The organism is Arthrobacter sp. PAMC25284, assembly GCF_019443425.1.
Taxonomy (GTDB): domain Bacteria; phylum Actinomycetota; class Actinomycetes; order Actinomycetales; family Micrococcaceae; genus Arthrobacter; species Arthrobacter oryzae_A.
In genome coordinates this window covers 1158204-1178817 of sequence record NZ_CP080382.1, presented here as the reverse complement: position 1 = coordinate 1178817, position 20614 = coordinate 1158204, and the positions used below count along the sequence as shown (strand labels likewise).

Genomic DNA, 20614 nt, shown 5'->3' with positions numbered 1-20614 from the left:
GCATTACCCGAAGGACGTAGCCTGTGAACTTCACGCTGTACCGGGAGCTGCTGGCAGTGCGGCCGATCCGCCGGCTCCTGTTGATTGGCATGGTCGCGCGCATTCCGCACGCCGCAGCCGGGGTCATGCTGACTCTGCACATTGTCCTGGTCCTCGGTCAGGGTTACGCCGCCGCCGGAGCGGCGGCGGCAGTCATGACCATCGGTATTGCCGTCGGTGCACCATGGCGGGGCCGGCGTGTGGACACGGTGGGGCTGCGTAAAGCGCTGATCCCCTCCGTCATTGCGGAAGCCGTCATCTGGTCGATCGTGCCGCACATGTCCTACGAGCTGCTGCTGCCGCTCGTTTTCATCGGCGGACTGCTGAGCCTTCCCATTTTCAGTGTGGTCCGGCAGTCCCTGGGTGTTATGGCTTCCGGAGAACAGCGCCGCACAGCCTTTGCCCTCGATGCGATTTCCACCGAACTGGTCTTTATGGTCGGTCCCGCCGCCGGCGCCGTCGTCGCGACCTCCGGTCATTCCGTGCTCGGCCTGACGCTGGTCGGCATCTCCGTCTCGCTGTCCGGGCTTTTCCTCATGTGGTTCAATCCGCCGACCCGCAGCGCGGCGCCCGATGCCCGGTTCGAGACGGACCAGCAGGACAGTGCGGAAGTCTCTGTGGTCGCCTCGGCTCCGGCGCAGGTGCAGGAAGCCGCCGCAGAACTCGTCCCGCTCGCGGCATCGACCGGGCGCCGCCTGGGACTCCGGCACAAGGTCATTCACAACTTCAGTTGGTTCACGGCCGGCGTGGCCGCGGTGTTCGCGGCAGCTGCCGGCGCCGGCATGGTCCTCAGCGGCACGGACGTGGGAATCGTCGCAGCCCTCGAGACCGGGGGAGACCAGGCCGAAATCGGCATCGTATTCTTCTTCTGGTGTGCGGCTTCGGTGCTGGGCGGCATCGTCTACGGCGCCATGCACCGGACGGTCTCGCCCATCCTGCTGCTGATGGGCATGGCTGCGCTGACGATTCCGATGGCGTTTGCTACAGACACGTGGACGTTGAGCCTGCTCTCGCTCCTGCCCGGGCTGCTGTGCGCGCCCGTCCTGTCCTCCGCCTCGGAAAAGGTGGCGGAACTCGTTGACGAGAGCCGCCGCGGCGAAGCGATGGGCTGGTACGGCTCGGCCCTGACCGCCGGTGTCGCACTGGGCGCGCCACTGGCCGGAGTGTTCATCGACGGCGTTGGGCCATCTACGGGGTTCGTGGCCGTGGGCGTCGCCGGCGTCGTCCTGTGCCTCGTCGCGCTGGTGCTGCAGCGGCTGCGCAGGAGGCGCATCGCCGCCGCCGCTGGTTAGTGGCCGCAACTTAAGCGCCCGGGTTAAACGCCCGGGTTTACGCCGACGCCGGCGGGCGGACCCTTTCGGTCCGCCCGCCGGCGTCGTTGGATTGCGTCAGTCGGTGCCTAGTTGACCGGACCGGTGTATTTCTCGCCAGGGCCCTTGCCCGGCGCGTCGGGAATGATGGATTCCTCGCGGAAAGCCAGCTGGAGGGAGCGCAGGCCGTCGCGCAACGGTCCGGCGTGCTGGGAGCCGATCTCCGGCGCCGCTGCGGTGACCAGTCCGGCCAGGGAGGTGATGAGCTTGCGCGCTTCATCCAGGTCTTTGAGTTCCTCTGCGTTGTCCTCGGCTGCAAGGCCAAGCTTCACGGCGGCGGCGCTCATCAGGTGCACGGCGGCGGTGGTAATGACCTCGATCGCGGGGACCTCGGAGATGTCGCGGATCTGCTGTGAGACGTCAGCCGGGACGGCTGCGGACTCAAAAACGTGGGAGTTGCTGTCTGGAGTGCTCATGCTGGTAAGCTTGTCACAGACCGACTGAATGTCGTTATTTTACTGCGGAAACCCTCCGGTGCCGGCGTCCAAGTGCACAGCGCTTGTTGGCACGTGCGCCGGGCAGGATTTCTTCTGTAGGATTGGGACATCAGTTTGCAAGCGGAGTTCTCTCCCACCCGCGTCAGCCGCGAATCATCCTCCGGGACGAATAAGGTTGCCGGGTATCTGGTCGGGCATTTCCTGGGGCATCAGCCGCAGTAATGCATGCCGCCTCCCTGAGGCAGGCATTACCGATCTTCGAGGCCTTCGATTGCTCCGGCAATTGGGGGCCTTCTCTTTTTGCCGGTGGAGAATCCCTCACGAACACAGGAGCCTTAACATTAGCGAGCCAAGAATCAATGAGCGTATCCGCGTCCCCGAGGTGCGGCTGGTCGGTCCTGCCGGCGAACAGGTAGGAATCGTCCGCATTGAGGATGCCCTGCGTTTGGCTGCCGAGTCCGATCTTGATCTCGTTGAAGTTGCGCCGCAGGCCAAGCCTCCGGTGTGCAAGCTGATGGACTTTGGCAAGTACAAGTACGAAGCCGCAGTCAAGGCACGCGAAGCCCGGAAGAACCAGACAAACACGGTCCTGAAGGAAATCCGCTTCCGCCTGAAGATTGACACTCACGACTACGAGACCAAGCGCGGCCACGCGCTCCGCTTCCTCGGCGCCGGAGACAAGGTCAAGGCCATGATCCAGTTCCGTGGCCGTGAGCAGCAACGTCCGGAGATGGGCATCCGCCTGCTGCAGCGCTTCGCCGACGACGTCGCCGAAGTTGGCATCGTGGAGTCCAGCCCGCGGATCGATGGCCGCAACATGGTCATGGTGGTGGGTCCCCTGAAGAACAAGGCCGAAGCTAAGGCCGAAGCGCGCCGCGCCACGCAGCGTGCCGACGCCAAGGCGGAGAATGAAGCCAAGGCGTCGGGCAGGGTCGACGTTTCCAGTGGCAGTGCCCCGCTGACGCAGTCGCTCTCGGACCTCCTTCCGGAAGGTTTCGTCACCCGGACAGAGGCTCCCGTTGCCGAGGCTCCGGAAGCCGAGGCCGCAGTTGCCGAGGCTCCCGCCGTCGAAGAGACCAGCGTCGAAGCGGCTGAAACCGCTCAGACCCCGGTCGCGGAGACCAAGGTCGAGGAAACAGTCGCCGAAGCAGCTCCCGTTCAGGAAGCTCCGAAGCAGGTTGCCCCGAAGGCAGCAGTGAAGCCGCCGGTTGCCAAGGCTCCCGCGGTTGCCAAGGCTCCCGCGGCTGCCAAGACCGTACCGGTCAAGGCGCCCGAACCGAAGCAGGCCGCTCCAGTGGCAGCGCCCGAACCGAAGCAGGCCGCTCCGGTGGCAGCGCCGAAGCCGGTCGCCGCGCCGAAGCCCATCCCGCGTCCCGCGGCACCGAAGCCTGCAGCACGGCCGGCCGCTCCGAAGCCGGCCAGCAAGAAGTCCAACTAGTTCACGGCTGCCGGACAGCAATGTCCGGCAGCAAGAAACCAGCATGCCGCCCGCAGGGGCGGCTGCACGAAAGACTGCAGACCCTGTCTGCGGATACGTAAGGAGATCGGTCCCCATGCCGAAGATGAAGACCCACAGCGGTGCTAAGAAGCGCTTCAAGCTGACCGGCAGCGGCAAGCTGCGCCGCCAGCAGGCCAACCGCCGTCACTACCTGGAGCACAAGTCCTCCAGGCTGACCCGCCGCCTCGCCGGTGACAAGATCGTCTTCAAGGGCGACGCCAAAGTTATCCGGAAGATGCTCGGCATCTAAGTTCCAAGTTTTCTGACTGGTTGCCACCTGGCACCGGTCATCTACCACAAGGCTTCTCAGGCCAGCCGGACTTCCGGCAGTAGACGCTTGGGATCAGATTTTTGAAGGAGTACGCACGTGGCACGTGTGAAGAGGGCGGTCAACGCCCACAAGAAGCGCCGGGTTATCCTTGAACGCGCAAAGGGCTACCGTGGACAGCGTTCACGTCTGTACCGCAAGGCCAAAGAGCAGCTGCTGCACTCATTCGTGTACAGCTACGGTGACCGCAAGAAGAAGAAGGGTGACTTCCGCCGCCTGTGGATCCAGCGTATCAACGCTGCCTCCCGCGCAAACGGCCTCACCTACAACCGTCTGATCCAGGGCCTCAAGGCCGCTGAGGTCGAGGTTGACCGCCGTATGCTGGCTGAGCTGGCTGTCTCTGACGCCAACGCTTTCGCCGCGCTGGTCCAGATCGCCAAGGATTCCCTGCCGGCTGATACTTCCGCTCCGGCCGCCAAGGCCTAGGCTGAGCAGTCACCCGACTGGGTAGTTCACGAACCTGCCGCTAGAGCAACTAAGGTTCTTATATGAACGAAACCGGGCGCCCGCAAGATATTCTACTTTCCAACCCTCGAGCAGATCGGGTCAGGAAGGTGGCACAACTTGCCGGGCGCCCGGCCCGTTTAAAGCGGCGGGAGTTCCTCGCTGAAGGTCCTCAGGCCGTACGGGAAGCCCTGATCCTGCACCAAAGGCGAGTTGCAGCGGGGGAGCCCGGTGTCGTCTACGAGGTTTACGCCAGCGAAGCCTGCCTGGACCGCCACCCCGAGCTGGAGAAGCTGGCCGAAGGCACTAATGCCTTCCTCGCGACAGATGAAGTGCTGGCCGCCATCGGGGACACTGTCACTCCGCAGGGCATCGTGGCCGTCTGCGGCTTCCTGGACGTTGGCCTCGACGAGATCCTCGACGCCGGTCCCCGGCTGGTCGCCGTACTGTGCCAGGTCCGCGACCCCGGCAACGCCGGGACGGTACTGCGTGCGGCTGACGCCGCCGGCGCCGACGCCGTCATCCTCACCGGTTCCAGCGTGGACATCTACAATCCCAAGTCAGTCCGATCGACGGCGGGATCGCTCTTCCACCTGCCGATCGTTCTCGGCGTCGACGTTGCGGTAATTGCAGCCCGCTGCAAGGAACGCGGAATCGGAATTCTTGCCGCCGACGGCTATGGCGAGTTGAAGCTGGACGCGCTGCAGGACCAAAGCGCCGGGCGCAGGCTCTCCGGATCCGTTGATGCCTCGGATTATGCGCTGGAAAGCTCCACGGCCTGGCTGTTCGGCAACGAAGCCCAGGGGCTCTCCGAGGACGAGCTTGCGGTGGCGGACCACCGGGTGGCAGTGCCGGTGTACGGTCAGGCGGAGAGCCTCAACCTGGGCACCGCTGCCACGGTTTGCCTGTACGCCAGCGCCAGGGCGCAGCAGACGTCCCCGGTAATTCAGGGCTAGCGGGCAAACGCGGCGGTCAAGGCTACACAGGAACGACGGCGGGGCCCACCTTTTGGTGGGCCCCGCCGTCGTTCCGTTACTGCCGTCCGGCCACTCGCCGGTGTGCAGCGGCCGGGGTCATCACGTCGTCTTGTTGCGTCCCTTGATGGCGCCATAGGCGCCGGCGACAACCAGGCCGCCAACGATGGCGAGGACCCAAGAACCGAGGTTCCAGAATTCCATCTTGCCGCCGCCGAACAGCAGGTCGCCGATCCAGCCGCCGACGATGGCGCCGACAACGCCGAGGACAAGACTGGTTACCCAGCCGCCGCCGACTTTGCCGGGCATGATGGCCTTAACGATTGCACCTACTATGAGTCCGAGAATGATCCAGCCAAGAAAGCCCATGTCTCCTCCTACATATGAGTCTGCATCCAGATGGTGTATCCCGCAGATGCGTTCAAGCTAACACGCGCAGGTTTCCCTGTCAGTCGTGCTGTCCGAATCGTTACGGACATCGCTGCGGGGTAACTGCGGTGCGGCGGGGAGCAAGTAGCAGGTACGGTATTCCTTGCGGCCGCTGTCGGAACGTTCGTAACCGTGGCCTGTCTAACGAACCCAGAAAAAGAACCCGCAAGGAGAAGCACCCGTGGCTGCTAATGGCGGTACCAAGGCGATTGTTGCGGCGTTGACCGCCAACCTGACCATCGCTGTCCTGAAGTTCGTGGCCTATGCCCTGACGCTGTCCTCCTCGATGTTGGCCGAAGCCATCCACTCGGTTGCGGACTCAAGTAACCAGATCCTGCTGCTGGTCGGCGGCAAGCGTGCCAAAAAGGCGGCCAGTCCGGAACATCCCTTCGGCTACGGACGTGAACGCTATATCTACGCCTTTATCGTCTCGATTGTCCTGTTCAGTGTCGGCGGCCTGTTCGCCCTCTATGAGGCCTGGGGCAAGCTCCAAGACCCGCACCCCATTGAGGGTGGCTTCTGGTGGGTTCCAATCGCCGTCCTCGTCGGCGCCATCATCGCTGAGGGCTTCTCCTTGCGGACGGCCATCATCGAATCCAACCACGTTCGCGGGAAGCAGGGCTGGGTCAAATTTATCCGCACCGCTAAACAGCCGGAACTGCCGGTCATCCTGCTCGAGGACTTCGGGGCGCTCGTAGGACTCGTCTTCGCACTCTTCGGCGTGAGCCTCACATTGATCACCGGTGACGGGATCTGGGATGCCCTGGGTACCGCCATGATCGGCCTGCTGCTGGTTGCGATTGCCGCAGTACTCGCGGTTGAGACCAAGTCGCTGCTGCTGGGTGAGTCAGCCAATAAGGACGACGTCGCCAAAATTCGTGCGGCTCTCGAAGACGGCGGTTGCTCCATCATCCACCTCAAGACCCTGCACTTGGGGCCCGAGGAACTGCTCGTGGCAGCAAAGATCAGCATCGACAAGTCTGACTCGGGCCAGGATATCGCCCGGGGGATCGACGACGCCGAGAAGCGGATCCGCGACGCCGTGCCGATCGCCCGCGTGATTTACCTCGAACCGGATGTTCAGCGGGTCAATAACACCAGCACCCCCTGATCCGCGGCACTGATCCATGGTCCGGTGCCGGTCCGCCCGTTCCGTTCGCTCGTTTCTTTAGTCCGGCGTGCTCCGGTGCTCACCCTGCGGGCGCCCCGCTGCCAGAGCGGCGCGCCCGTTGCCGGTAAGGTGCACCAGCAGTGCCATGACGAGGGACGCGGCGAGCACCTGCGCCGTCGTCGTCAGTGCGGCCGGCCAGCCGCCGGCGAGCGTGGGGTCCAGGAAGTCATAGACGTACCAGCCGTCCAGCGCGCCGCGCACCCATGAGAAGACCAGGAATGCGGCAGGATAGCCAAGCCACGCCAGGGGCCGCCGCCAGGTGCCGCGCACCGTCCTCGTCACGAGGAGCCAATCCAGCGCGACGAAGACCGGCGCCAGTCGGTGGTGTGCGAGCTGGGGCCAGTACAGGTCCCAGCTCCACCACGGTTCGCCCGGCGGCGCCACCAGGACTGCGTAGATGGTACCCGTCATCACCAGATAGACGACGACCGCACCGAACAGGTGATCCCACCACTGCGGGAGTTGCCTCCGCCGCAAGAGGGCGGAGGTAACGAGCACGAGCCCCAGGGCGAGGTTCGACTGGACCGTGAATTGCGAATACAGCTGGCCGATGTCCACGTCGCTGCCGGGAAGCGTCGCGTCGAACGTCTTCTGGATCAGGGCTGCGAGCACGAAGGCCCCGACCCCGAACCGGAGGACCCGGATCCAGGTGCGGTCCGGGTGCAGGGACTTGTTGCGGTCGGGGTTGCGCCCAATCGAAGGGAACAGCGTCGATACGTCGCTCATGTGCCCAGTCTGGCAGAGGCGCGGACTGTGCCCAGCCCGGCAGCCAAGCACGCCGCCCGGGGCCCTAGGCTGCCGGGCCCTGGGCTGCCAGCGGCCGCTTGCGTTCCACGGCCCCGCTGATCAGGGCGACGCCGAGCCCCAACAGTGCCAGGACGGCGCCCACGAGGGCAGGGGCCACGTAGCCCCAGCCCCACGCAATCACGAGGCCGCCAAGGAAGGCGCCGAGCGCGTTGGCGACGTTCAGGGCGGCATGGTTCAGTGAGGAGGCCAGCGACGGCGCGTCCGGCGACGCGTCCAGCAGCCGGGTCTGCAGCGCCGGAACAAGCATGGCGCCCGCGGCGCCGACCACAAACACCATGACATAGGCGGACCACGGCCAGTGCACGGCAACGGCGTAAACCACTAGGGCCACGGCGATGCCGGGGAGAATCCAGTAAATCGTGCCCATCACGGATTTGTCGGCGATCCGGCCGCCAACGATGTTTCCGACCACCATGCCCACGCCGTAGAGCGCGACCACCAGCGGCAGCCAGACTGCGGGAATCCCGGCGACGTCGGTCATGGTGTACGCAATGTAGGTGTACGTGGCGAAGAAACCGCCGAAGCCCACGATCCCGATCAGGATGGCGAGCCAAACCTGCAGGCGTTTGAGGGCCCCCAGCTCACGCCGGAAGCTGGCATCGGCATGCGGTTTCTGGAACGGAACAAACTTCCAGAGCATAGCGAGCGTGACCACGCCGATGACGCCGACCAGCAGGAACAGCAGCCGCCAGCCGTAGTTCTGTCCCAGCCACGTGGCAAAGGGGACACCGACGACGTTGGATACGGTCAGGCCGGCCATAACCATTGAGATGGCCCAGCCACGTTTCGTCGGAGCCACGAGGGAGGCGGCGATGACAGCGGCGACACCGAAGAATGCACCGTGCGGCAGCCCGGCGGCGAACCTTGAGACCAGCATGGTGCCGTAGTCCGGGGCCATGAAGGAGGCAAAGTTCGCGATGCTGAAAAAGAGCATAAGACCCAGGGCCAGGTACTTGCGCGGGAGCCGGGCGCCCACGGCGGCGAGGACCGGTGCGCCGATAACGACGCCGAGGGCGTATGCCGAAATCAGGTGACCGGCCTCGGGGGTACCAATATTGAGACCCTGCTCGACCTCCTTGAGCAGTCCCATCATGGTGAACTCCACGGTGCCGATGCCGAATCCGCCCATGGCGAGGGCAAGTATGGCGAGGGCGAGATGGCGGGTCCCGGACCGGGAGGTCGCCAGGGCATGCGTGGTGGTTGTCATTAAATCTGCTTTTCCGGGGTTTTCCCGGCAGGTCCCGGGAGGCTTAGGCATGATAAGTACGATTTATAGAACTCAGGGAGCGCGCTTGGTATTCCGCTGATAGTCAGGGCGGCGGCTACTACCCATTCTCCACTACCAGACCGCGGCCGGCATGACGGCCCTAAACTGGGGACGTGACTGAACTGATTCGCGTCGTAGGCGGCGCCGTACTGGACTCGCTGGCCACGCCTTCCCGCCTCCTGGCGGCCCGGCGGACGGCCCCGCCGCAATTTGCCGGGATGTGGGAATTCCCGGGCGGAAAAATCGAAGTGGGAGAGTCGGCCGAGCAGGCACTGCACCGCGAACTTCTGGAGGAACTCGGCGTCCGGGTGAGGCTGGGGGCCGAGCTGGAAAGCGAGTCGGCGGACGGCTGGCCACTGAATGAGCGTGCGGCGATGCGCGTCTGGTTTGCTGAACTCGTCGGCGGTGAGCCTTGCCCGCTGCAAGACCACGACGAGTTGCGCTGGGTCGATCTCGGGAACCGGCATGAAGTGCTGGACCTGCCGTGGATCCCGGCGGACCTTCCCATCGTCGAGGCACTGCTGGCAGCCGTGCCGGCGCGTGAACACGGAGGAACCGGCGCCCTGATTCGGTGACACTCGCGGTGCCGGCGCGCTGATTGGTTGACACTCGCGGTGTCAGAGGTGCCCTTGCGCCCGTGTGCCCGATCGGCGTAGCGTCGCAGCACCGGGCCGGACCCGCCGCTAAGGCCCGCGCTGGCGGCTCCGCAAGGAGCTGTGCGCCAGGCGGCCCGGCACATCGAAAGGATCAGTCATGAGCAAATTCCTTGTCCTGTACACATCCGACGCCAGTCTCGAAGAGCAAATGCAGCAGTCATCCGACGGCGGCGCGACCGAAATGCAGGAATGGATGGCCTGGGGAGAAAAAACGGGCTCCGCGCTGCTGGACTTCGGTGCACCCGTACACAACGCCCGCCACGTCGGCTCTGCTGGAGTTCAGGCCCCCGGCGCCAAAGTGACCGGCTATTCGTTCGTTGAGGCCGCGGACGCCGATGCCGCCGCGGCTCTCTTCGCCGACCACCCGCACCTGCAAATCGGCGACATCGAGATTCTCGAAACCGTCAACATGTCTCCGGGCTGAGCCCGGGCCTGTCGCGGCGGCCGGTCCCGACGCTTTCCCTGGCAGGGCTGGCCCTCGCCAAATCCGGCGGCGTGTGTCTACTCTGAAGCCAGTCGAGAGGAGTGGCCAGTGCGGGTCGGTGTCGGACGGGAACAGTGTGACGGCGAACGCCGGGTTGCAGCCACGCCGGAAACGGTGCACGAGCTGGCCGCCCTCGGCCTGGAGATCTTCGTGGAACGGGGTGCCGGGGCCCAGGCAGGATACCCGGACGAGGCCTTCAAGGAAGCCGGCGCCGCGATCACTGCGGAGCTCGTACTCGAATCCGTTGATGTCCTCCTGCACGTCCGCCCGTTCACTCCAGACGCCGCCGCCTCGCTCCGGCCAGGCACCATCACTATTGGCTTCGCGTCTCCCGGTTCCGAACTGCCAACGGTCCGCGCCCTGGCCGAAGCCGGAGTCACCTCCTTCGCTATGGAGCTTATTCCGCGCATCTCCCGCGCGCAGTCCATGGACGCGCTCAGTTCTCAGTCCCTGGTCTCCGGCTACCGCGCGGTGCTGGAAGCCGCTGTGCGCTATCCGCGGTTCTTCCCGCTGTACATGACCGCCGCAGGGACAATTCCGCCGGCCCGGGTACTGGTCCTAGGAGCGGGCGTGGCCGGGCTGCAGGCGATCGGCACTGCGAAGCGGCTGGGCGCGCGGGTCTCCGCCAACGACATCCGTGCGGCCTCCGCGGATGAGGTCGCTTCGATGGGAGGTACCTTCATCAACCTGGACCTCGACGCCGCCGCGGAAGGACCGGGCGGGTACGCCCGGGAACTCGGCGAGGACAGGGCCCAGCGCCAGCGCGGGCTGCTTGCCCCCCATGTCGCCGCAACGGACGTCCTGATCACCACCGCGGCCATCCCGGGCCGGGCCGCACCGCTGCTGGTCACCACAGACATGGTGGCTGGAATGCGGGCCGGATCCGTCGTCGTCGACCTTGCTGCCGAATCAGGCGGCAACGTCGAAGGGATCATTGCCGGCCAGGACGTCCAACTGCCGGTCGTGGGCGGGTTCGTCACACTCGTGGGGATGAAGGATGCGGCGTCCGCGATGCCCTCCGACGCGTCCCGCCTGTACGCCCGGAACGTCAGCAACCTGCTTGCCCTGATGACCGCTGACGGCCGCGCCACACCGGACTTCGATGACGAAGTGATTTCCGGAGCCTGCCTGACCTGCGACGGGACCGTGCGGCACCCCGCGACGGCGGCAGCGCTGGCCGCCGAGGTCATGGAGGGAGAAGCCTGATGGAGCCCAGCACGCTGCTGACCGTGGTGGTCCTGGCCGTTTTCGTCGGTTTTGAGGTCGTCTCGAAAGTCACGAGCAAGCTGCACACGCCCCTGATGTCCGGCGCCAATGCCATCCACGGCATCATTCTGGTCGGGGCCATCATCGTGGCCGGGCAAGCCGGCGATCCATGGTTACTGGCCATCGCACTGCTGGCGGTGGTCCTGGCCACGGCAAACCTGGTGGGCGGGTTTGTGGTCACCGACCGGATGCTGGAGATGTTCGGCGGACGGAAACCGGCGAGACCGCCCGCCGGGGACGCGGCCAAGGGGGAGCAGCCATGAACCTCCTCGCCCCCGAATTAACCGGCCTGCTCTACCTCGCCGCAGCCGTCTGCTTCATCCTTGCTCTCAAGGGACTCAGCTCGCCGAAGACGGCCCGCCGCGGCAATGCGATCGGCGCCGCGGGCGCTGCCGTCGCCGTTCTGACGGTGTTCCTGTCCGTCCGGCTGGAGAACGTGGTGCTGATCGTGGCAGCCATCGTCGCCGGTTGTGCCGCGGCCGTTCCGGTGGCCCGGCGCGTGCAAATGACCCAGATGCCGCAATTGGTCGCGCTCTTCAACGGCGTCGGCGGCGGGGCGGCCTCGCTCGTGGCCATTCTGGAACTCAGCCACAACGCGGACCCGTGGGTCCGGCTGGCCGTGGTGTTCACCATGCTGGTCGGCGCCGTGTCCTTCGCCGGTTCCGCAGTAACTGTCGCGAAACTGCAGGAGCTGATCAGCACCCGGCCGCTGCTGTTTCCGGGCATGCCCTTGGCCATGGCTGCCGTGGTGCTCGGCGCCGTCACATCCTGCGCAGTGATTATCCTGACCGGCTCCGTCGGCTGGGCGCTCGCCCTGCTCGTGATGGGGCTCGCGGCCGGGTTGCTGCTGGTCCTCCCGGTGGGCGGGGCCGACGTGCCCATCGTCATTTCCTTGCTCAATGCCTTTACCGGCCTCGCCGTTGCAGCCTCCGGGGTGGTGCTCGGCAACGTATTGCTGCTCGTCGCCGGCACGCTGGTGGGTGCGAGCGGAACCATCCTGACGAAGGTCATGGCCTCGGCTATGGGCCGCGGGGTTGCGGGCATTATGTTCGAAGCATTCCGTGGCGGCTCGACGGCGGGATCCACCACCCTGAGCGAGCGGCCGGTACGGTCCGCCTCGCCGGAGGACATCGCCGTTCAGCTCGGCTACGCGCAACGTGTCGTTATTGTTCCCGGGTATGGCCTGGCCGTGGCACAGGGCCAGCACACGGTGGCTGAGCTGGCGACGGTCCTGGGGGCCCGGGGGATTGACGTGGTGTTCGCGATCCATCCGGTGGCCGGTCGGATGCCGGGCCACATGAACGTGCTGCTGGCGGAGGCCAGCGTGCCGTACGAGGCGCTTCGGGAACTTGCCGAAGTCAACCCGGAATTTGCGAACACAGACATCGTGCTGGTGGTTGGCGCCAACGATGTCGTTAACCCGGCGGCCAAGACTTCGCCGGGGTCCCCGATTTACGGGATGCCGATCCTGGACGTGGTGCAGGCCCAACAAGTGGTGTTCCTGAAGCGTTCGATGCGCCCGGGGTTCGCCGGAATCGAGAACGAGCTCCTGCATGACCCGAAAACCACACTCCTCTTCGGTGATGCCAAAGACTCACTCTCGAAGGTGCTGGGCGCCGTCAAAGCACTGTGATCCGGCACGCCACAACTGGCAGCCAGCGCACGGCGGGGGAATGCCCGGTCAAAGCGGTCCCCTCGGTCTCACCGGTTCGGTCAGAACCCGGTCCCACCGGTCTGGTCAGAAGAGCACCGGCTGGTCAGCTGCGGCGGCACTGCCGCCTGATATCGTGGTGCCGCCGCTGCGACCGCCGCCTGGCGCCGGGATGCTGCCGGCCGGATATTGTGCTTCCTCCTTCCTCGGATCGTCGGTGAGGCAGTCATTGGGGTCCCGGTGGCTGAAACCTGACGTGTCCGCAAAACCGTGCTTGGACTTAAAGTAACGGACGCGTCCGGCGAGCCAGGTTCGGTATTCCTTTGACGCGTAGGAGCCGCTGCCGTAGAGGCACCGGTACTTGCCAACCAACTGCGGATGGTGCCGGGCAATCCATTGCATAAACCACTCGCGGGTGCCGGGCTTCAGATACAGCGCGCCCGCGGTGACCCCGGTAGCGCCGGCCGCTGCAAGGGAACCGAAGAGTGAGTCGAGGGCGTCGTCGCTGTCTGAGAGCCACGGCAGGATGGGCATGGCCATGACCCCACACGGGAGGCCGGCTTCGCGCAGCCGGGTGACCAGTTTCAGGCGAGCCCGCGGGCCGGGGGTACCCGGTTCCACGGCTTCGGAGAGTTCCTCGTTGGTCATGGCCAGCGAAATGCCCACACCGACGGGAACCTGGGCGGCGGCACTTTTTAGTAACGGGATATCCCGGGCCAGCAGGGTGCCCTTGGTCAGGATGGACAGGGGAGTGCCGGAATCAGCCAGGGCTCTAATGATGCCGGGCATGAGCCCGTACCGGCCCTCGGCCCGCTGATAGGGGTCGGTGTTGGTGCCGAGGGCCACGTGCTGCCGCGTCCAGGACGGCTTCGCCAGTTCCCTGGCCAGGACCTCGGCGGCGTTGATTTTGACGACCACCTGGCTGTCAAAATCCAGCCCGGCGTCGAAGTCCAGATATGTGTGGCTCTTGCGGGCGAAGCAGTACACGCAGGCGTGGCTGCAGCCGCGGTAGGGGTTGATGGTCCATTCAAACGGCATGTGTGAACCGGCGACCACCTTGTTGAGCACCGATTTGGCGGTGACCTCATGGAAGGTGATCCCGGCAAACTCGGGCGTCGTAACGGACCGCACCAGTCCGGCCAGCGGGATTAAGGCGGCTGCGGACGGGACTGCCGGCGATTCATTGTCCCCGGCAGCACCGCCGGATTCGGTCAGTGCCTGTGCGTCCCATCTCATGCCTCTATTCGAAGATATGTTCGATGATAAGTCAAGGCCGTCGCACGCTGCGGGCGGGAACGATGGGCGCCCGACTGCCACCCGCAGCATATTACTCGGCGGATCAGGCGAGTTCCCAGACCACGCCAATCGCGGCGCTCATGCTGGACTGCCCGGCCTCGACGCTGAGCGACTCCGTGGCGGCGGCCCGCTGCATGGCCGCCATCGGGACGGGCGGCTGGACACCGGACTGCTGGGTCACGGAGATGACTTTTCCCAGGCTGGTCCCGGCCAGGGCGGCGTAATGCTGTGCCGTGTTGAGGGCGTCGTTCCAGGCAGCCTCGCGGGCGCGGGCCTCGACGGAGGAAGAGTCTGCGAAACCCAGTACCAGCCCCTGGAGCCGGACGTCGTCGCCGCCGGCTGCAACGGCCGCCGCAATGATGTCCGAGGACGCCGCCAGCGCACGGATCCGGACGCAGAGGGTGCTGGAGGCGAGATAGCCGGAGACGGTCTGGCCCTGCCCCTCCTGCCAGGTGACTTCGGCGCGGACATTGAGGCCGGAAGTGGTGATGTCCCGGTCCGCGACGCCGCGGTCCCGGAGCGCGGCGGTGACAGCCGTGGCGGCCTTACCGGCGTCGCCGTACGCGGCCGCCACATTGTCGCGCCGGGACTCGACGCCAAAAGTGAGGGTCAGCAGATCCGGCGCGGCTTCGGCGCTGCCGGAGCCGCTGACGGAGATGGTCCGGGGGTTCTCAGTCATGTCACACCTCGTAGTGGTCGGGGGCAAACGGGTCCTCGGGGCGGGGATCCGGATCACTGGGTCGTATGCCCGGCTCCGGGTATCCGCCCGCCCGCAGGCCGGCGTGCCGTTCAAAGACGTTGCCGGTCCCCGGGTTGCCGGTCCGCCACAGTGACCAGGCGGCGGCCACGAAAAACAACGGCAGGAAGGGTACGCCGAGGCACCAGGCATATTGCGTGCAGTGCCGGGCTTCGTGGCCCAGCAGCACCCGATCAGCCAGGGCCTCTGCCCGGCCGGCACGGAACAGCACCACATTGCCCACGGTAAACGCCCGGGCCACGGGGAGCCGCCACCGGTAGTCGCACGCGACCAGCAGCCCGGCCGGCCCGGCGCTCACAGAGGTACGGGCGGCACCGGCCAGCAGCAACCCCAGCAGGGTTGATCCATTCACGGCGTTGGCGATCTGCCGCAGTTGTTCCCCGGGCGTCATGAGGCCATGCTAGCGGGTGAGCCTGAAGCGGCATCGGCACGCTCCGCCTCGGCCCCGTTTGGGGCCCGCGGGCGCCGGCAGCGCCCGGGCCGGACTCGGACTCTTTGTCCGGCGAACCGATGGCTTGCGGGCACGCCGCAGGGGAGAATGACCTCAACGCGTTGAAGGAGATGCATGGCCATGAACCTGACGTCCCGTCACCTCTTCGGCCCCGGGCCGGGCAACTGCTATCCGGAAGTGACCGCGGCGTTGGCGCACCCTGTGATCGGGCACCTGGATCCGGTGTTCCTCGAGCGGCTGGACAACACCTGCGAAGGCCTCCGGAAGGTGTGGGGGACAGCCAACGCAAGGACCCTGCCGCTGAGCGCCACCGGGTCCGGGGGAATGGAGGCGGCGTTCGTGAACACGGTGGAGGAGGGTGACGTTGCCGTGATCGCGGTCAACGGGCTCTTCGGTGATCGCATGTGTGAAGTGGCCCGCCGCTGCGGTGCAGAGGTGGTGAGGGTGGATCACCCGTGGGGCCAGCCGGTCGACGTCGAACGTGTCCTGGAAGCCCACCCGCACCCGAAGGTGATCGCGGCGGTGCACGCCGAGACCTCCACGGGCGTGCTGTCCGATGTTGCCCCGTTGGGGCGGATGAAGGGCGACGCCCTGTTCATTGTCGACGCCGTGACGTCCATCGGCGGGCTGGAGCTGCTCGCCGACGACTGGGGGATCGACGTCGGCTATGCCGGAACACAAAAGTGCCTGGGTGTGCCGCCCGGGCTGTCCCCGTTCACCGTTTCCGATCGTGCGTTCGAGCGGCGGGTCAAAGATCCACGCTCGTGGTACCTGGACATCGGCCTGCTCGGCGGATACGCAGGGGCGGCGAGCGGCAGCGGCAGGACATATCACCACACCGCTCCGGTCACCATGATTGCGGGGCTCGAGGCCGGCCTGGACCGGATCCTGAACGAGGGTCTCGAGACCGTTTGGGCGCGCCACCGGGCTACCGGTGCGGCACTGCAGGCCGGGCTGCAGGAGCTGGGGCTGACGCTCTTCGCCGCGGAAGGGCACCGGTTGCCGAGCCTCACCACTGTCAACGTGCCCGACGGCGTTGATTCGGCTGCCGTCCGCCGTTACCTTTTGGAAAACTTCAGTATTGAGATCGGGGCCGGGGTGGGAAAGTTCGCGTCAACACTCTGGCGGATCGGCACGATGGGCCCAAATGCGGACAAGTCAACCGTAACCCTGGTGCTCGGGGCGCTTGAAGAGGCCATAGCGAAGGCCTGAATGCGGTTCCCCATCTTTTGCACGCTCCCGCACCCATCGCGCAACCAGCGGGGATGCCTGGTGTGCTCAGTCAACTGATTGTCCTTGCCCACGAACGCCGCCTACTGGGCGCCTGAAACAGGCAGCCGTCACGTTCGGGCAGGGGTACGCCTTCTACTAGACTGGATGGGAGCGTCCGCCGGAGGGATTTCGGCGGGCCCAGCCCTATGTCAACTGCCCGATCGCATGCCCCGTGCTGTGCCGGTGCTGTTGGCGTGACCCGACTCGGAGCTAAGAACAGTAGATGACTGACACTTTGCCGGGCGCTGCCATCCCGAATCCTCTGGATGAAGCCGCCATCACCGCCGCCGTAGACCAGGCCGTCGTCGCCATTGCCGACGCTGCCACGCTCGAAGAACTCAAGGCTGTGCGTCTTGCGCATACCGGCGAAAAGTCCGCGCTGAGCCTCGCCAACCGTGAGATCGGCGGGTTGCCGAAGGACCAGAAGGCCGCCGCCGGAAAACTCATGGGCTCCTCCCGCGGACGCGTCAACAAGGCGCTCGCCGACCGCACCGCCGAGCTTGAAGCCGAGAACGACGCCCGGATCCTCCTCGAAGAGACCGTGGATGTCACAGCAGGTCCCCGCCGCCGCAAAGCCGGCGCGCGCCACCCGCTGTCCACCCTGCAGGACCGGGTCGCGGACATCTTCGTCGGCATGGGCTGGGAAATCGCCGAAGGGCCCGAGGTCGAGTCCGAGTGGTTCAACTTCGACGCACTGAACTTCAAGCCGGACCACCCCGCCCGCGACATGCAGGACACGTTCTTTGTGGAGCCGCCCGAAGCGCACCTGCTGATGCGCACCCACACCTCCCCGGTGCAGGTCCGCTCCATGCTGGAGCGTGAACTGCCCATCTACGTGTTGTGCCCCGGCAAGGTGTTCCGCACCGACGAGCTCGACGCCACGCACACCCCGGTGTTCCACCAGTTCGAGGGCCTGGCCATCGACAAGCACCTGTCCATGGCCGACCTCCGCGGCACCCTGGAGCACTTCGCCCGGCAGATGTTCGGCGACGACGCCCAGATCCGCCTGCGCCCGAACTACTTCCCGTTCACCGAGCCGTCCGCCGAGCTGGATATCTGGCACCCGGGCGCGAAGGGCGGCCCGCGCTGGATCGAGTGGGGTGGCTGCGGCATGATCAACCCCAACGTTCTCCGCGCCGCCGGCATCGATCCGGACGTCTATTCAGGTTTTGCCTTCGGCATGGGCATCGAGCGCACGCTGATGTTCCGCAACGAAGTCGGCGACATGCGGGACATGATCGAAGGCGATGTACGTTTCAGCGAGCACTTCGGGATGGAGATCTAAGAATGCGTATCCCCCTTTCCTGGCTGCGTGAATCAGCTCAGGTACCGGCCGGAGCATCGGCCGAAGACGTCATGGCCGAACTGGTTAAGGTCGGCCTCGAAGAAGAAGAAGTCCACCGCCCCACGGACTCCATTCAAGGCCCGATCGTGGTCGGCCAGGTGCTGAGCATCGTGAAGGAACCCCAATCCAACGGCAAGACCATCAACTGGTGCCAGGTCCGGGTTGTCCCCGAAAGCCAGACCCAGAGCCTCACCGGCGACGGTATCGACCCCTCCGGTGTGCAGGGCATCATTTGCGGCGCCCACAACTTCGTTGAAGGCGACAAAGTGGTAGTCACCCTTCCCGGTGCCGTGCTGCCCGGCGACTTCCGCATTTCCGCGCGCAAGACTTACGGTCACCTGTCCGCCGGCATGATCGCCTCCGTCCGTGAACTGGGCATCGGCGAGGACCACGACGGCATCCTCGTGCTCTCCCGGATCGGCCTCGACCCGGAACTCGGCACCGATGCCATGGAACTGCTCGGTCTCTACGACCAGGCCGCGGAAATTAACGTGACCCCGGACCGCAGCTACTGCTTCTCGATCCGCGGCGTCGCCCGTGAATATGCCCACGCGACCGGCACGACGTTCACCGATCCGGCCTCCAAGGTCCAGGCGCCCGCCGCGCTCTCCGGCGGTTACGGCGTCAAAATCAACGACGACGCACCGATCTACGGCAAGCCCGGATGCGACCGGTTCGTGGCCCGCACCGTGCATGGCGTGGATGCCGCCCGGCCCACCCCGCCGTGGATGTCCTCCCGCCTGCGGCTCGCCGGCATCCGGTCGATCTCGCTGCCCGTGGACATCTCCAACTACGTCATGCTGGAGCTCGGGCAGCCGCTGCACTTCTACGACCAGGACAAGCTCTCCGGCGACATCGTCGTCCGGCGTGCCGTTGCCGGCGAGAAGCTGCGCACCCTGGACGGCAAAGACCGCGCGCTCGACGCCGAAGACCTCCTGATCACGGACGCGTCCGGCCCGATCGGCGTCGCCGGTGTGATGGGCGGCGCCTCCACCGAAGTCAGCGATGCGACGTCGACGGTCCTGATCGAGGCCGCGCACTTCGAGGAAGTCTCGATTGCCCGCTCCCGACGCCGCCACAAGCTGCCGTCCGAGGCCTCCAAGCGCTTCGAGAGGGGAGTGGACTGGCACGTTGCCGGGATTGCCGCGCAGCGCGCCGTCGACCTGCTAGTCGAGCTGGCCGGCGGTACCGCCGCTGCCGAGGGGACCGACGTCGGGACCGCACCGGCGGCCGTGACCATCGACCTTCCGGCCGGGTTCGCCGCGGAACGGATCGGGATCGACTTCACCGAGGAGCAGATCGTCACCTCGCTCGAGGACCTGGGCGCCGACGTCGAAAAGAACGACGCCGGTTATCTAGTCACGGCCCCGAGCTGGCGCCACGACCTGGAAACCAAGGAAGACCTCTCCGAGGAAATCGCCCGGCTGGTCGGCTACGACAAGATCCCCGCGACCCTGCCGGTGGCGCCCCCGGGCCGCGGCCTGAGCCGCATCCAGCAGCAGCGCCGCCGCCTGATCCAGGCAATGGCGGATGCCGGCCTGACCGAGGTCCTGGCCTACCCGTTCGCTACCAAGGCCGCCAACGACATCTTCGGGGTGGCCACCGAAGGCGCCGAACGGAAAGCCCTCAAGCTTGCCAACCCGATCAGCGAGGAACACGGCTTCCTGCGGACCTCCGTCCTGCCGGGCCTGATCGAGGTGGCCAAGCGCAACCACTCGCGAGGCTTCCGCGACCTGGCCCTGTTCGAAGCCGGACTCGTCTTCCTCCCGGGCGAAACGCTCGGGACGGCCACCATTCCGCCGCTCGGCGTCAAGCCTGATGCAGAGGTGCTGGACGGACTGTACGACGGCGTTCCGAACCAGCCGCTGCACCTCGCTGCGGTCCTGACCGGCCATGATTCACCGGCCGCCCCGGCGCATGCGCCGAGGGCCTGGGACTGGGCTGACGCACTGGACTTCGCCCGGCTCGCCGGTGACGTCCTTGGCGTCGAAATCCTCGTCAACCAGGGCCAGCACCAGGCGTTCCACCCGGGCCGGGCCGCGCAGCTGACGCTGCGCTCCGGCGAGGTGGTGGGCTACGCCGGTGAACTGCATCCGAAGCTGCTCGCGGCACAGGACATGCCTGCCCGCTCGGTTGCGTTCGAACTGAACGCGGATGCCCTCTTCGAGGCCGCGGCCGATGTGATCGTCGCCCGGCACATCTCCACCTTCCCGGTGGCCAGCCAGGACGTCGCCCTCGTGGTGCCCCGGGAGATTCCCTCGGACGAAGTCCTGTCGGCGCTGCGGGAGGGGGCCGGTGAACTGCTCGAGGATGTCGCCCTGTTCGACGTCTACGAAGGCAAAGGCATCGAGGACGGCAAAAAGTCGCTGGCATTCAGCCTGCGTTTCCGTGCCGATGACCGCACGCTGACGGCCGACGAGGCATCCGCGGCCCGGGAGAGCGCCGTGGCGGTTGCCCACGAGCGGTTCGGGGCAGTCCAGCGCTGACCGCGCTCAGCCGCCTGAGATGAGCAGAAATCCCCGCAGCGTCAGCGCTGCGGGGATTTCTGCGTCCCGGGACCCGACGTCGCGCAGCAGAGTATGGCGTCCGGCGCCGATTGTGACCGCGGAGCAGGAATCCGCCCGCATACAGTGGGGCATAACCAAAGAACCCCACAGCCCGGCAGCGCCCGG

The 20614-nt window shown here is 66.2% G+C and carries 22 protein-coding genes; 14 read left to right on the top strand and 8 right to left on the bottom strand.

Annotated elements, in window-relative coordinates:
* Positions 1 to 23: 23 nt before the first annotated feature.
* Positions 24 to 1331: an MFS transporter gene (locus KY499_RS05540; RefSeq protein ID WP_219886420.1), complete on the top strand. Its 1308-nt coding sequence runs from the start codon at positions 24 to 26 to the stop codon at positions 1329 to 1331.
* A 107-nt stretch (positions 1332 to 1438) separates the two neighbouring features.
* Here KY499_RS05540 and KY499_RS05535 read toward each other — a convergent pair whose 3' ends face one another.
* Positions 1439 to 1825: a DUF1844 domain-containing protein gene (locus KY499_RS05535; RefSeq protein ID WP_123255434.1), complete on the bottom strand. Its 387-nt coding sequence runs from the start codon at positions 1823 to 1825 to the stop codon at positions 1439 to 1441.
* A 403-nt stretch (positions 1826 to 2228) separates the two neighbouring features.
* Here KY499_RS05535 and infC point away from each other — a divergent pair, with 403 nt between their 5' ends.
* From infC to KY499_RS05515, 4 genes are all read left to right on the top strand, one after another.
* Entirely contained in the window at positions 2229 to 3284 is a 1056-nt protein-coding gene (gene infC, locus KY499_RS05530) for a translation initiation factor IF-3 (RefSeq protein ID WP_258190979.1), read from the top strand.
* Between the two features lie 115 nt (positions 3285 to 3399).
* On the top strand, positions 3400 to 3594 hold the full coding sequence (gene rpmI, locus KY499_RS05525) for a 50S ribosomal protein L35 (RefSeq protein WP_009358635.1): 195 nt from the start codon (positions 3400 to 3402) through the stop codon (positions 3592 to 3594).
* A gap of 117 nt (positions 3595 to 3711) precedes the next feature.
* The gene (gene rplT / locus KY499_RS05520; protein ID WP_123255399.1) at positions 3712 to 4098 is read left to right on the top strand and encodes a 50S ribosomal protein L20; all 387 of its coding nucleotides are present in this window, start codon (positions 3712 to 3714) and stop codon (positions 4096 to 4098) included.
* A gap of 62 nt (positions 4099 to 4160) precedes the next feature.
* A complete protein-coding gene (locus tag KY499_RS05515) occupies positions 4161 to 5072 on the top strand; it encodes an RNA methyltransferase (protein ID WP_219886419.1) in 912 nt (303 codons plus the stop codon).
* 120 nt (positions 5073 to 5192) lie between these two features.
* Here the strand turns inward: KY499_RS05515 and KY499_RS05510 are convergent, their stop codons facing one another.
* Complete coding sequence (locus KY499_RS05510) at positions 5193 to 5459, bottom strand: GlsB/YeaQ/YmgE family stress response membrane protein (RefSeq protein ID WP_123255401.1); 267 nt, start codon at positions 5457 to 5459, stop codon at positions 5193 to 5195.
* Positions 5460 to 5700: 241 nt separating this feature from the next.
* Here KY499_RS05510 and KY499_RS05505 point away from each other — a divergent pair, with 241 nt between their 5' ends.
* Positions 5701 to 6630, top strand: a complete 930-nt coding sequence (locus tag KY499_RS05505) for a cation diffusion facilitator family transporter (protein WP_219886417.1) — start codon at positions 5701 to 5703, stop codon at positions 6628 to 6630.
* A 57-nt stretch (positions 6631 to 6687) separates the two neighbouring features.
* On the opposite strand, the gene KY499_RS05500 is transcribed toward KY499_RS05505, so the two are convergent.
* Positions 6688 to 7416, bottom strand: a complete 729-nt coding sequence (locus KY499_RS05500; protein WP_219886416.1) for a Pr6Pr family membrane protein — start codon at positions 7414 to 7416, stop codon at positions 6688 to 6690.
* A 64-nt stretch (positions 7417 to 7480) separates the two neighbouring features.
* A complete protein-coding gene (locus KY499_RS05495) occupies positions 7481 to 8704 on the bottom strand; it encodes an MFS transporter (RefSeq protein WP_219886415.1) in 1224 nt (407 codons plus the stop codon).
* Positions 8705 to 8877: 173 nt separating this feature from the next.
* Between KY499_RS05495 and KY499_RS05490 the strand changes: the two genes are divergently transcribed.
* The 5 genes from KY499_RS05490 to KY499_RS05470 all read left to right on the top strand — a co-directional run bounded on the left by KY499_RS05490 (position 8878) and on the right by KY499_RS05470 (position 12803).
* Entirely contained in the window at positions 8878 to 9339 is a 462-nt protein-coding gene (locus tag KY499_RS05490) for a (deoxy)nucleoside triphosphate pyrophosphohydrolase (protein ID WP_123255405.1), read from the top strand.
* A 178-nt stretch (positions 9340 to 9517) separates the two neighbouring features.
* Positions 9518 to 9844, top strand: a complete 327-nt coding sequence (locus tag KY499_RS05485; RefSeq protein WP_123255406.1) for a hypothetical protein — start codon at positions 9518 to 9520, stop codon at positions 9842 to 9844.
* 108 nt (positions 9845 to 9952) lie between these two features.
* A complete protein-coding gene (locus KY499_RS05480) occupies positions 9953 to 11110 on the top strand; it encodes a Re/Si-specific NAD(P)(+) transhydrogenase subunit alpha (RefSeq protein ID WP_219886413.1) in 1158 nt (385 codons plus the stop codon).
* Entirely contained in the window at positions 11110 to 11433 is a 324-nt protein-coding gene (locus KY499_RS05475; RefSeq protein ID WP_219886412.1) for an NAD(P) transhydrogenase subunit alpha, read from the top strand. The genes KY499_RS05480 and KY499_RS05475 overlap by 1 nt, the downstream gene beginning before the upstream one ends.
* Positions 11430 to 12803: an NAD(P)(+) transhydrogenase (Re/Si-specific) subunit beta gene (locus tag KY499_RS05470; RefSeq protein WP_219886411.1), complete on the top strand. Its 1374-nt coding sequence runs from the start codon at positions 11430 to 11432 to the stop codon at positions 12801 to 12803. Before KY499_RS05475 ends, KY499_RS05470 begins: the two co-directional genes overlap by 4 nt.
* 105 nt (positions 12804 to 12908) lie before the next feature.
* Here KY499_RS05470 and KY499_RS05465 read toward each other — a convergent pair whose 3' ends face one another.
* The 3 genes from KY499_RS05465 to KY499_RS05455 all read right to left on the bottom strand — a co-directional run bounded on the left by KY499_RS05465 (position 12909) and on the right by KY499_RS05455 (position 15265).
* Positions 12909 to 14057: an Rv2578c family radical SAM protein gene (locus KY499_RS05465; protein WP_219886409.1), complete on the bottom strand. Its 1149-nt coding sequence runs from the start codon at positions 14055 to 14057 to the stop codon at positions 12909 to 12911.
* Positions 14058 to 14160: 103 nt separating this feature from the next.
* Positions 14161 to 14796 (bottom strand): SIMPL domain-containing protein, encoded by a 636-nt coding sequence (locus tag KY499_RS05460; protein WP_219886408.1) that lies wholly within the window; start codon positions 14794 to 14796, stop codon positions 14161 to 14163.
* A 1-nt stretch (position 14797) separates the two neighbouring features.
* Entirely contained in the window at positions 14798 to 15265 is a 468-nt protein-coding gene (locus KY499_RS05455; protein ID WP_219886406.1) for a DUF4157 domain-containing protein, read from the bottom strand.
* A gap of 180 nt (positions 15266 to 15445) precedes the next feature.
* On the opposite strand from KY499_RS05455, the gene KY499_RS05450 reads away from it, so the two are divergent.
* The 3 genes from KY499_RS05450 (at position 15446) to pheT (ending at position 20428) form a co-directional block, all read left to right on the top strand.
* A complete protein-coding gene (locus KY499_RS05450) occupies positions 15446 to 16537 on the top strand; it encodes a pyridoxal-phosphate-dependent aminotransferase family protein (RefSeq protein WP_375141135.1) in 1092 nt (363 codons plus the stop codon).
* Positions 16538 to 16820: 283 nt separating this feature from the next.
* A complete protein-coding gene (pheS, locus tag KY499_RS05445; protein WP_123255413.1) occupies positions 16821 to 17882 on the top strand; it encodes a phenylalanine--tRNA ligase subunit alpha in 1062 nt (353 codons plus the stop codon).
* Between the two features lie 2 nt (positions 17883 to 17884).
* On the top strand, positions 17885 to 20428 hold the full coding sequence (gene pheT / locus KY499_RS05440) for a phenylalanine--tRNA ligase subunit beta (RefSeq protein WP_219886403.1): 2544 nt from the start codon (positions 17885 to 17887) through the stop codon (positions 20426 to 20428).
* 6 nt (positions 20429 to 20434) lie between these two features.
* On the opposite strand, the gene KY499_RS18080 is transcribed toward pheT, so the two are convergent.
* Positions 20435 to 20569, bottom strand: a complete 135-nt coding sequence (locus KY499_RS18080) for a hypothetical protein (RefSeq protein ID WP_258190978.1) — start codon at positions 20567 to 20569, stop codon at positions 20435 to 20437.
* Between the last annotated feature and the right edge of the window lie 45 nt (positions 20570 to 20614).

Excerpts from the sequence above, each read along its gene's own strand:
- KY499_RS05460 (WP_219886408.1), bottom strand. The coding sequence starts at position 14,796 with ATGACTGAGAACCCCCGGACCATCTCCGTCAGCGGCTCCGGCAGCGCC.
- KY499_RS05470 (WP_219886411.1), top strand. The coding sequence starts at position 11,430 with ATGAACCTCCTCGCCCCCGAATTAACCGGCCTGCTCTACCTCGCCGCA.
- KY499_RS18080 (WP_258190978.1), bottom strand. The coding sequence starts at position 20,569 with ATGCGGGCGGATTCCTGCTCCGCGGTCACAATCGGCGCCGGACGCCAT.
- KY499_RS05495 (WP_219886415.1), bottom strand. The coding sequence starts at position 8,704 with ATGACAACCACCACGCATGCCCTGGCGACCTCCCGGTCCGGGACCCGC.
- KY499_RS05500 (WP_219886416.1), bottom strand. The coding sequence starts at position 7,416 with ATGAGCGACGTATCGACGCTGTTCCCTTCGATTGGGCGCAACCCCGAC.
- KY499_RS05475 (WP_219886412.1), top strand. The coding sequence starts at position 11,110 with ATGGAGCCCAGCACGCTGCTGACCGTGGTGGTCCTGGCCGTTTTCGTC.
- pheT (WP_219886403.1), top strand. The coding sequence starts at position 17,885 with ATGCGTATCCCCCTTTCCTGGCTGCGTGAATCAGCTCAGGTACCGGCC.
- KY499_RS05515 (WP_219886419.1), top strand. The coding sequence starts at position 4,161 with ATGAACGAAACCGGGCGCCCGCAAGATATTCTACTTTCCAACCCTCGA.
- KY499_RS05535 (WP_123255434.1), bottom strand. The coding sequence starts at position 1,825 with ATGAGCACTCCAGACAGCAACTCCCACGTTTTTGAGTCCGCAGCCGTC.
- pheS (WP_123255413.1), top strand. The coding sequence starts at position 16,821 with ATGACTGACACTTTGCCGGGCGCTGCCATCCCGAATCCTCTGGATGAA.
- KY499_RS05510 (WP_123255401.1), bottom strand. The coding sequence starts at position 5,459 with ATGGGCTTTCTTGGCTGGATCATTCTCGGACTCATAGTAGGTGCAATC.
- KY499_RS05450 (WP_375141135.1), top strand. The coding sequence starts at position 15,446 with ATGAACCTGACGTCCCGTCACCTCTTCGGCCCCGGGCCGGGCAACTGC.
- KY499_RS05465 (WP_219886409.1), bottom strand. The coding sequence starts at position 14,057 with ATGAGATGGGACGCACAGGCACTGACCGAATCCGGCGGTGCTGCCGGG.
- KY499_RS05455 (WP_219886406.1), bottom strand. The coding sequence starts at position 15,265 with ATGACGCCCGGGGAACAACTGCGGCAGATCGCCAACGCCGTGAATGGA.
- rpmI (WP_009358635.1), top strand. The coding sequence starts at position 3,400 with ATGCCGAAGATGAAGACCCACAGCGGTGCTAAGAAGCGCTTCAAGCTG.
- KY499_RS05485 (WP_123255406.1), top strand. The coding sequence starts at position 9,518 with ATGAGCAAATTCCTTGTCCTGTACACATCCGACGCCAGTCTCGAAGAG.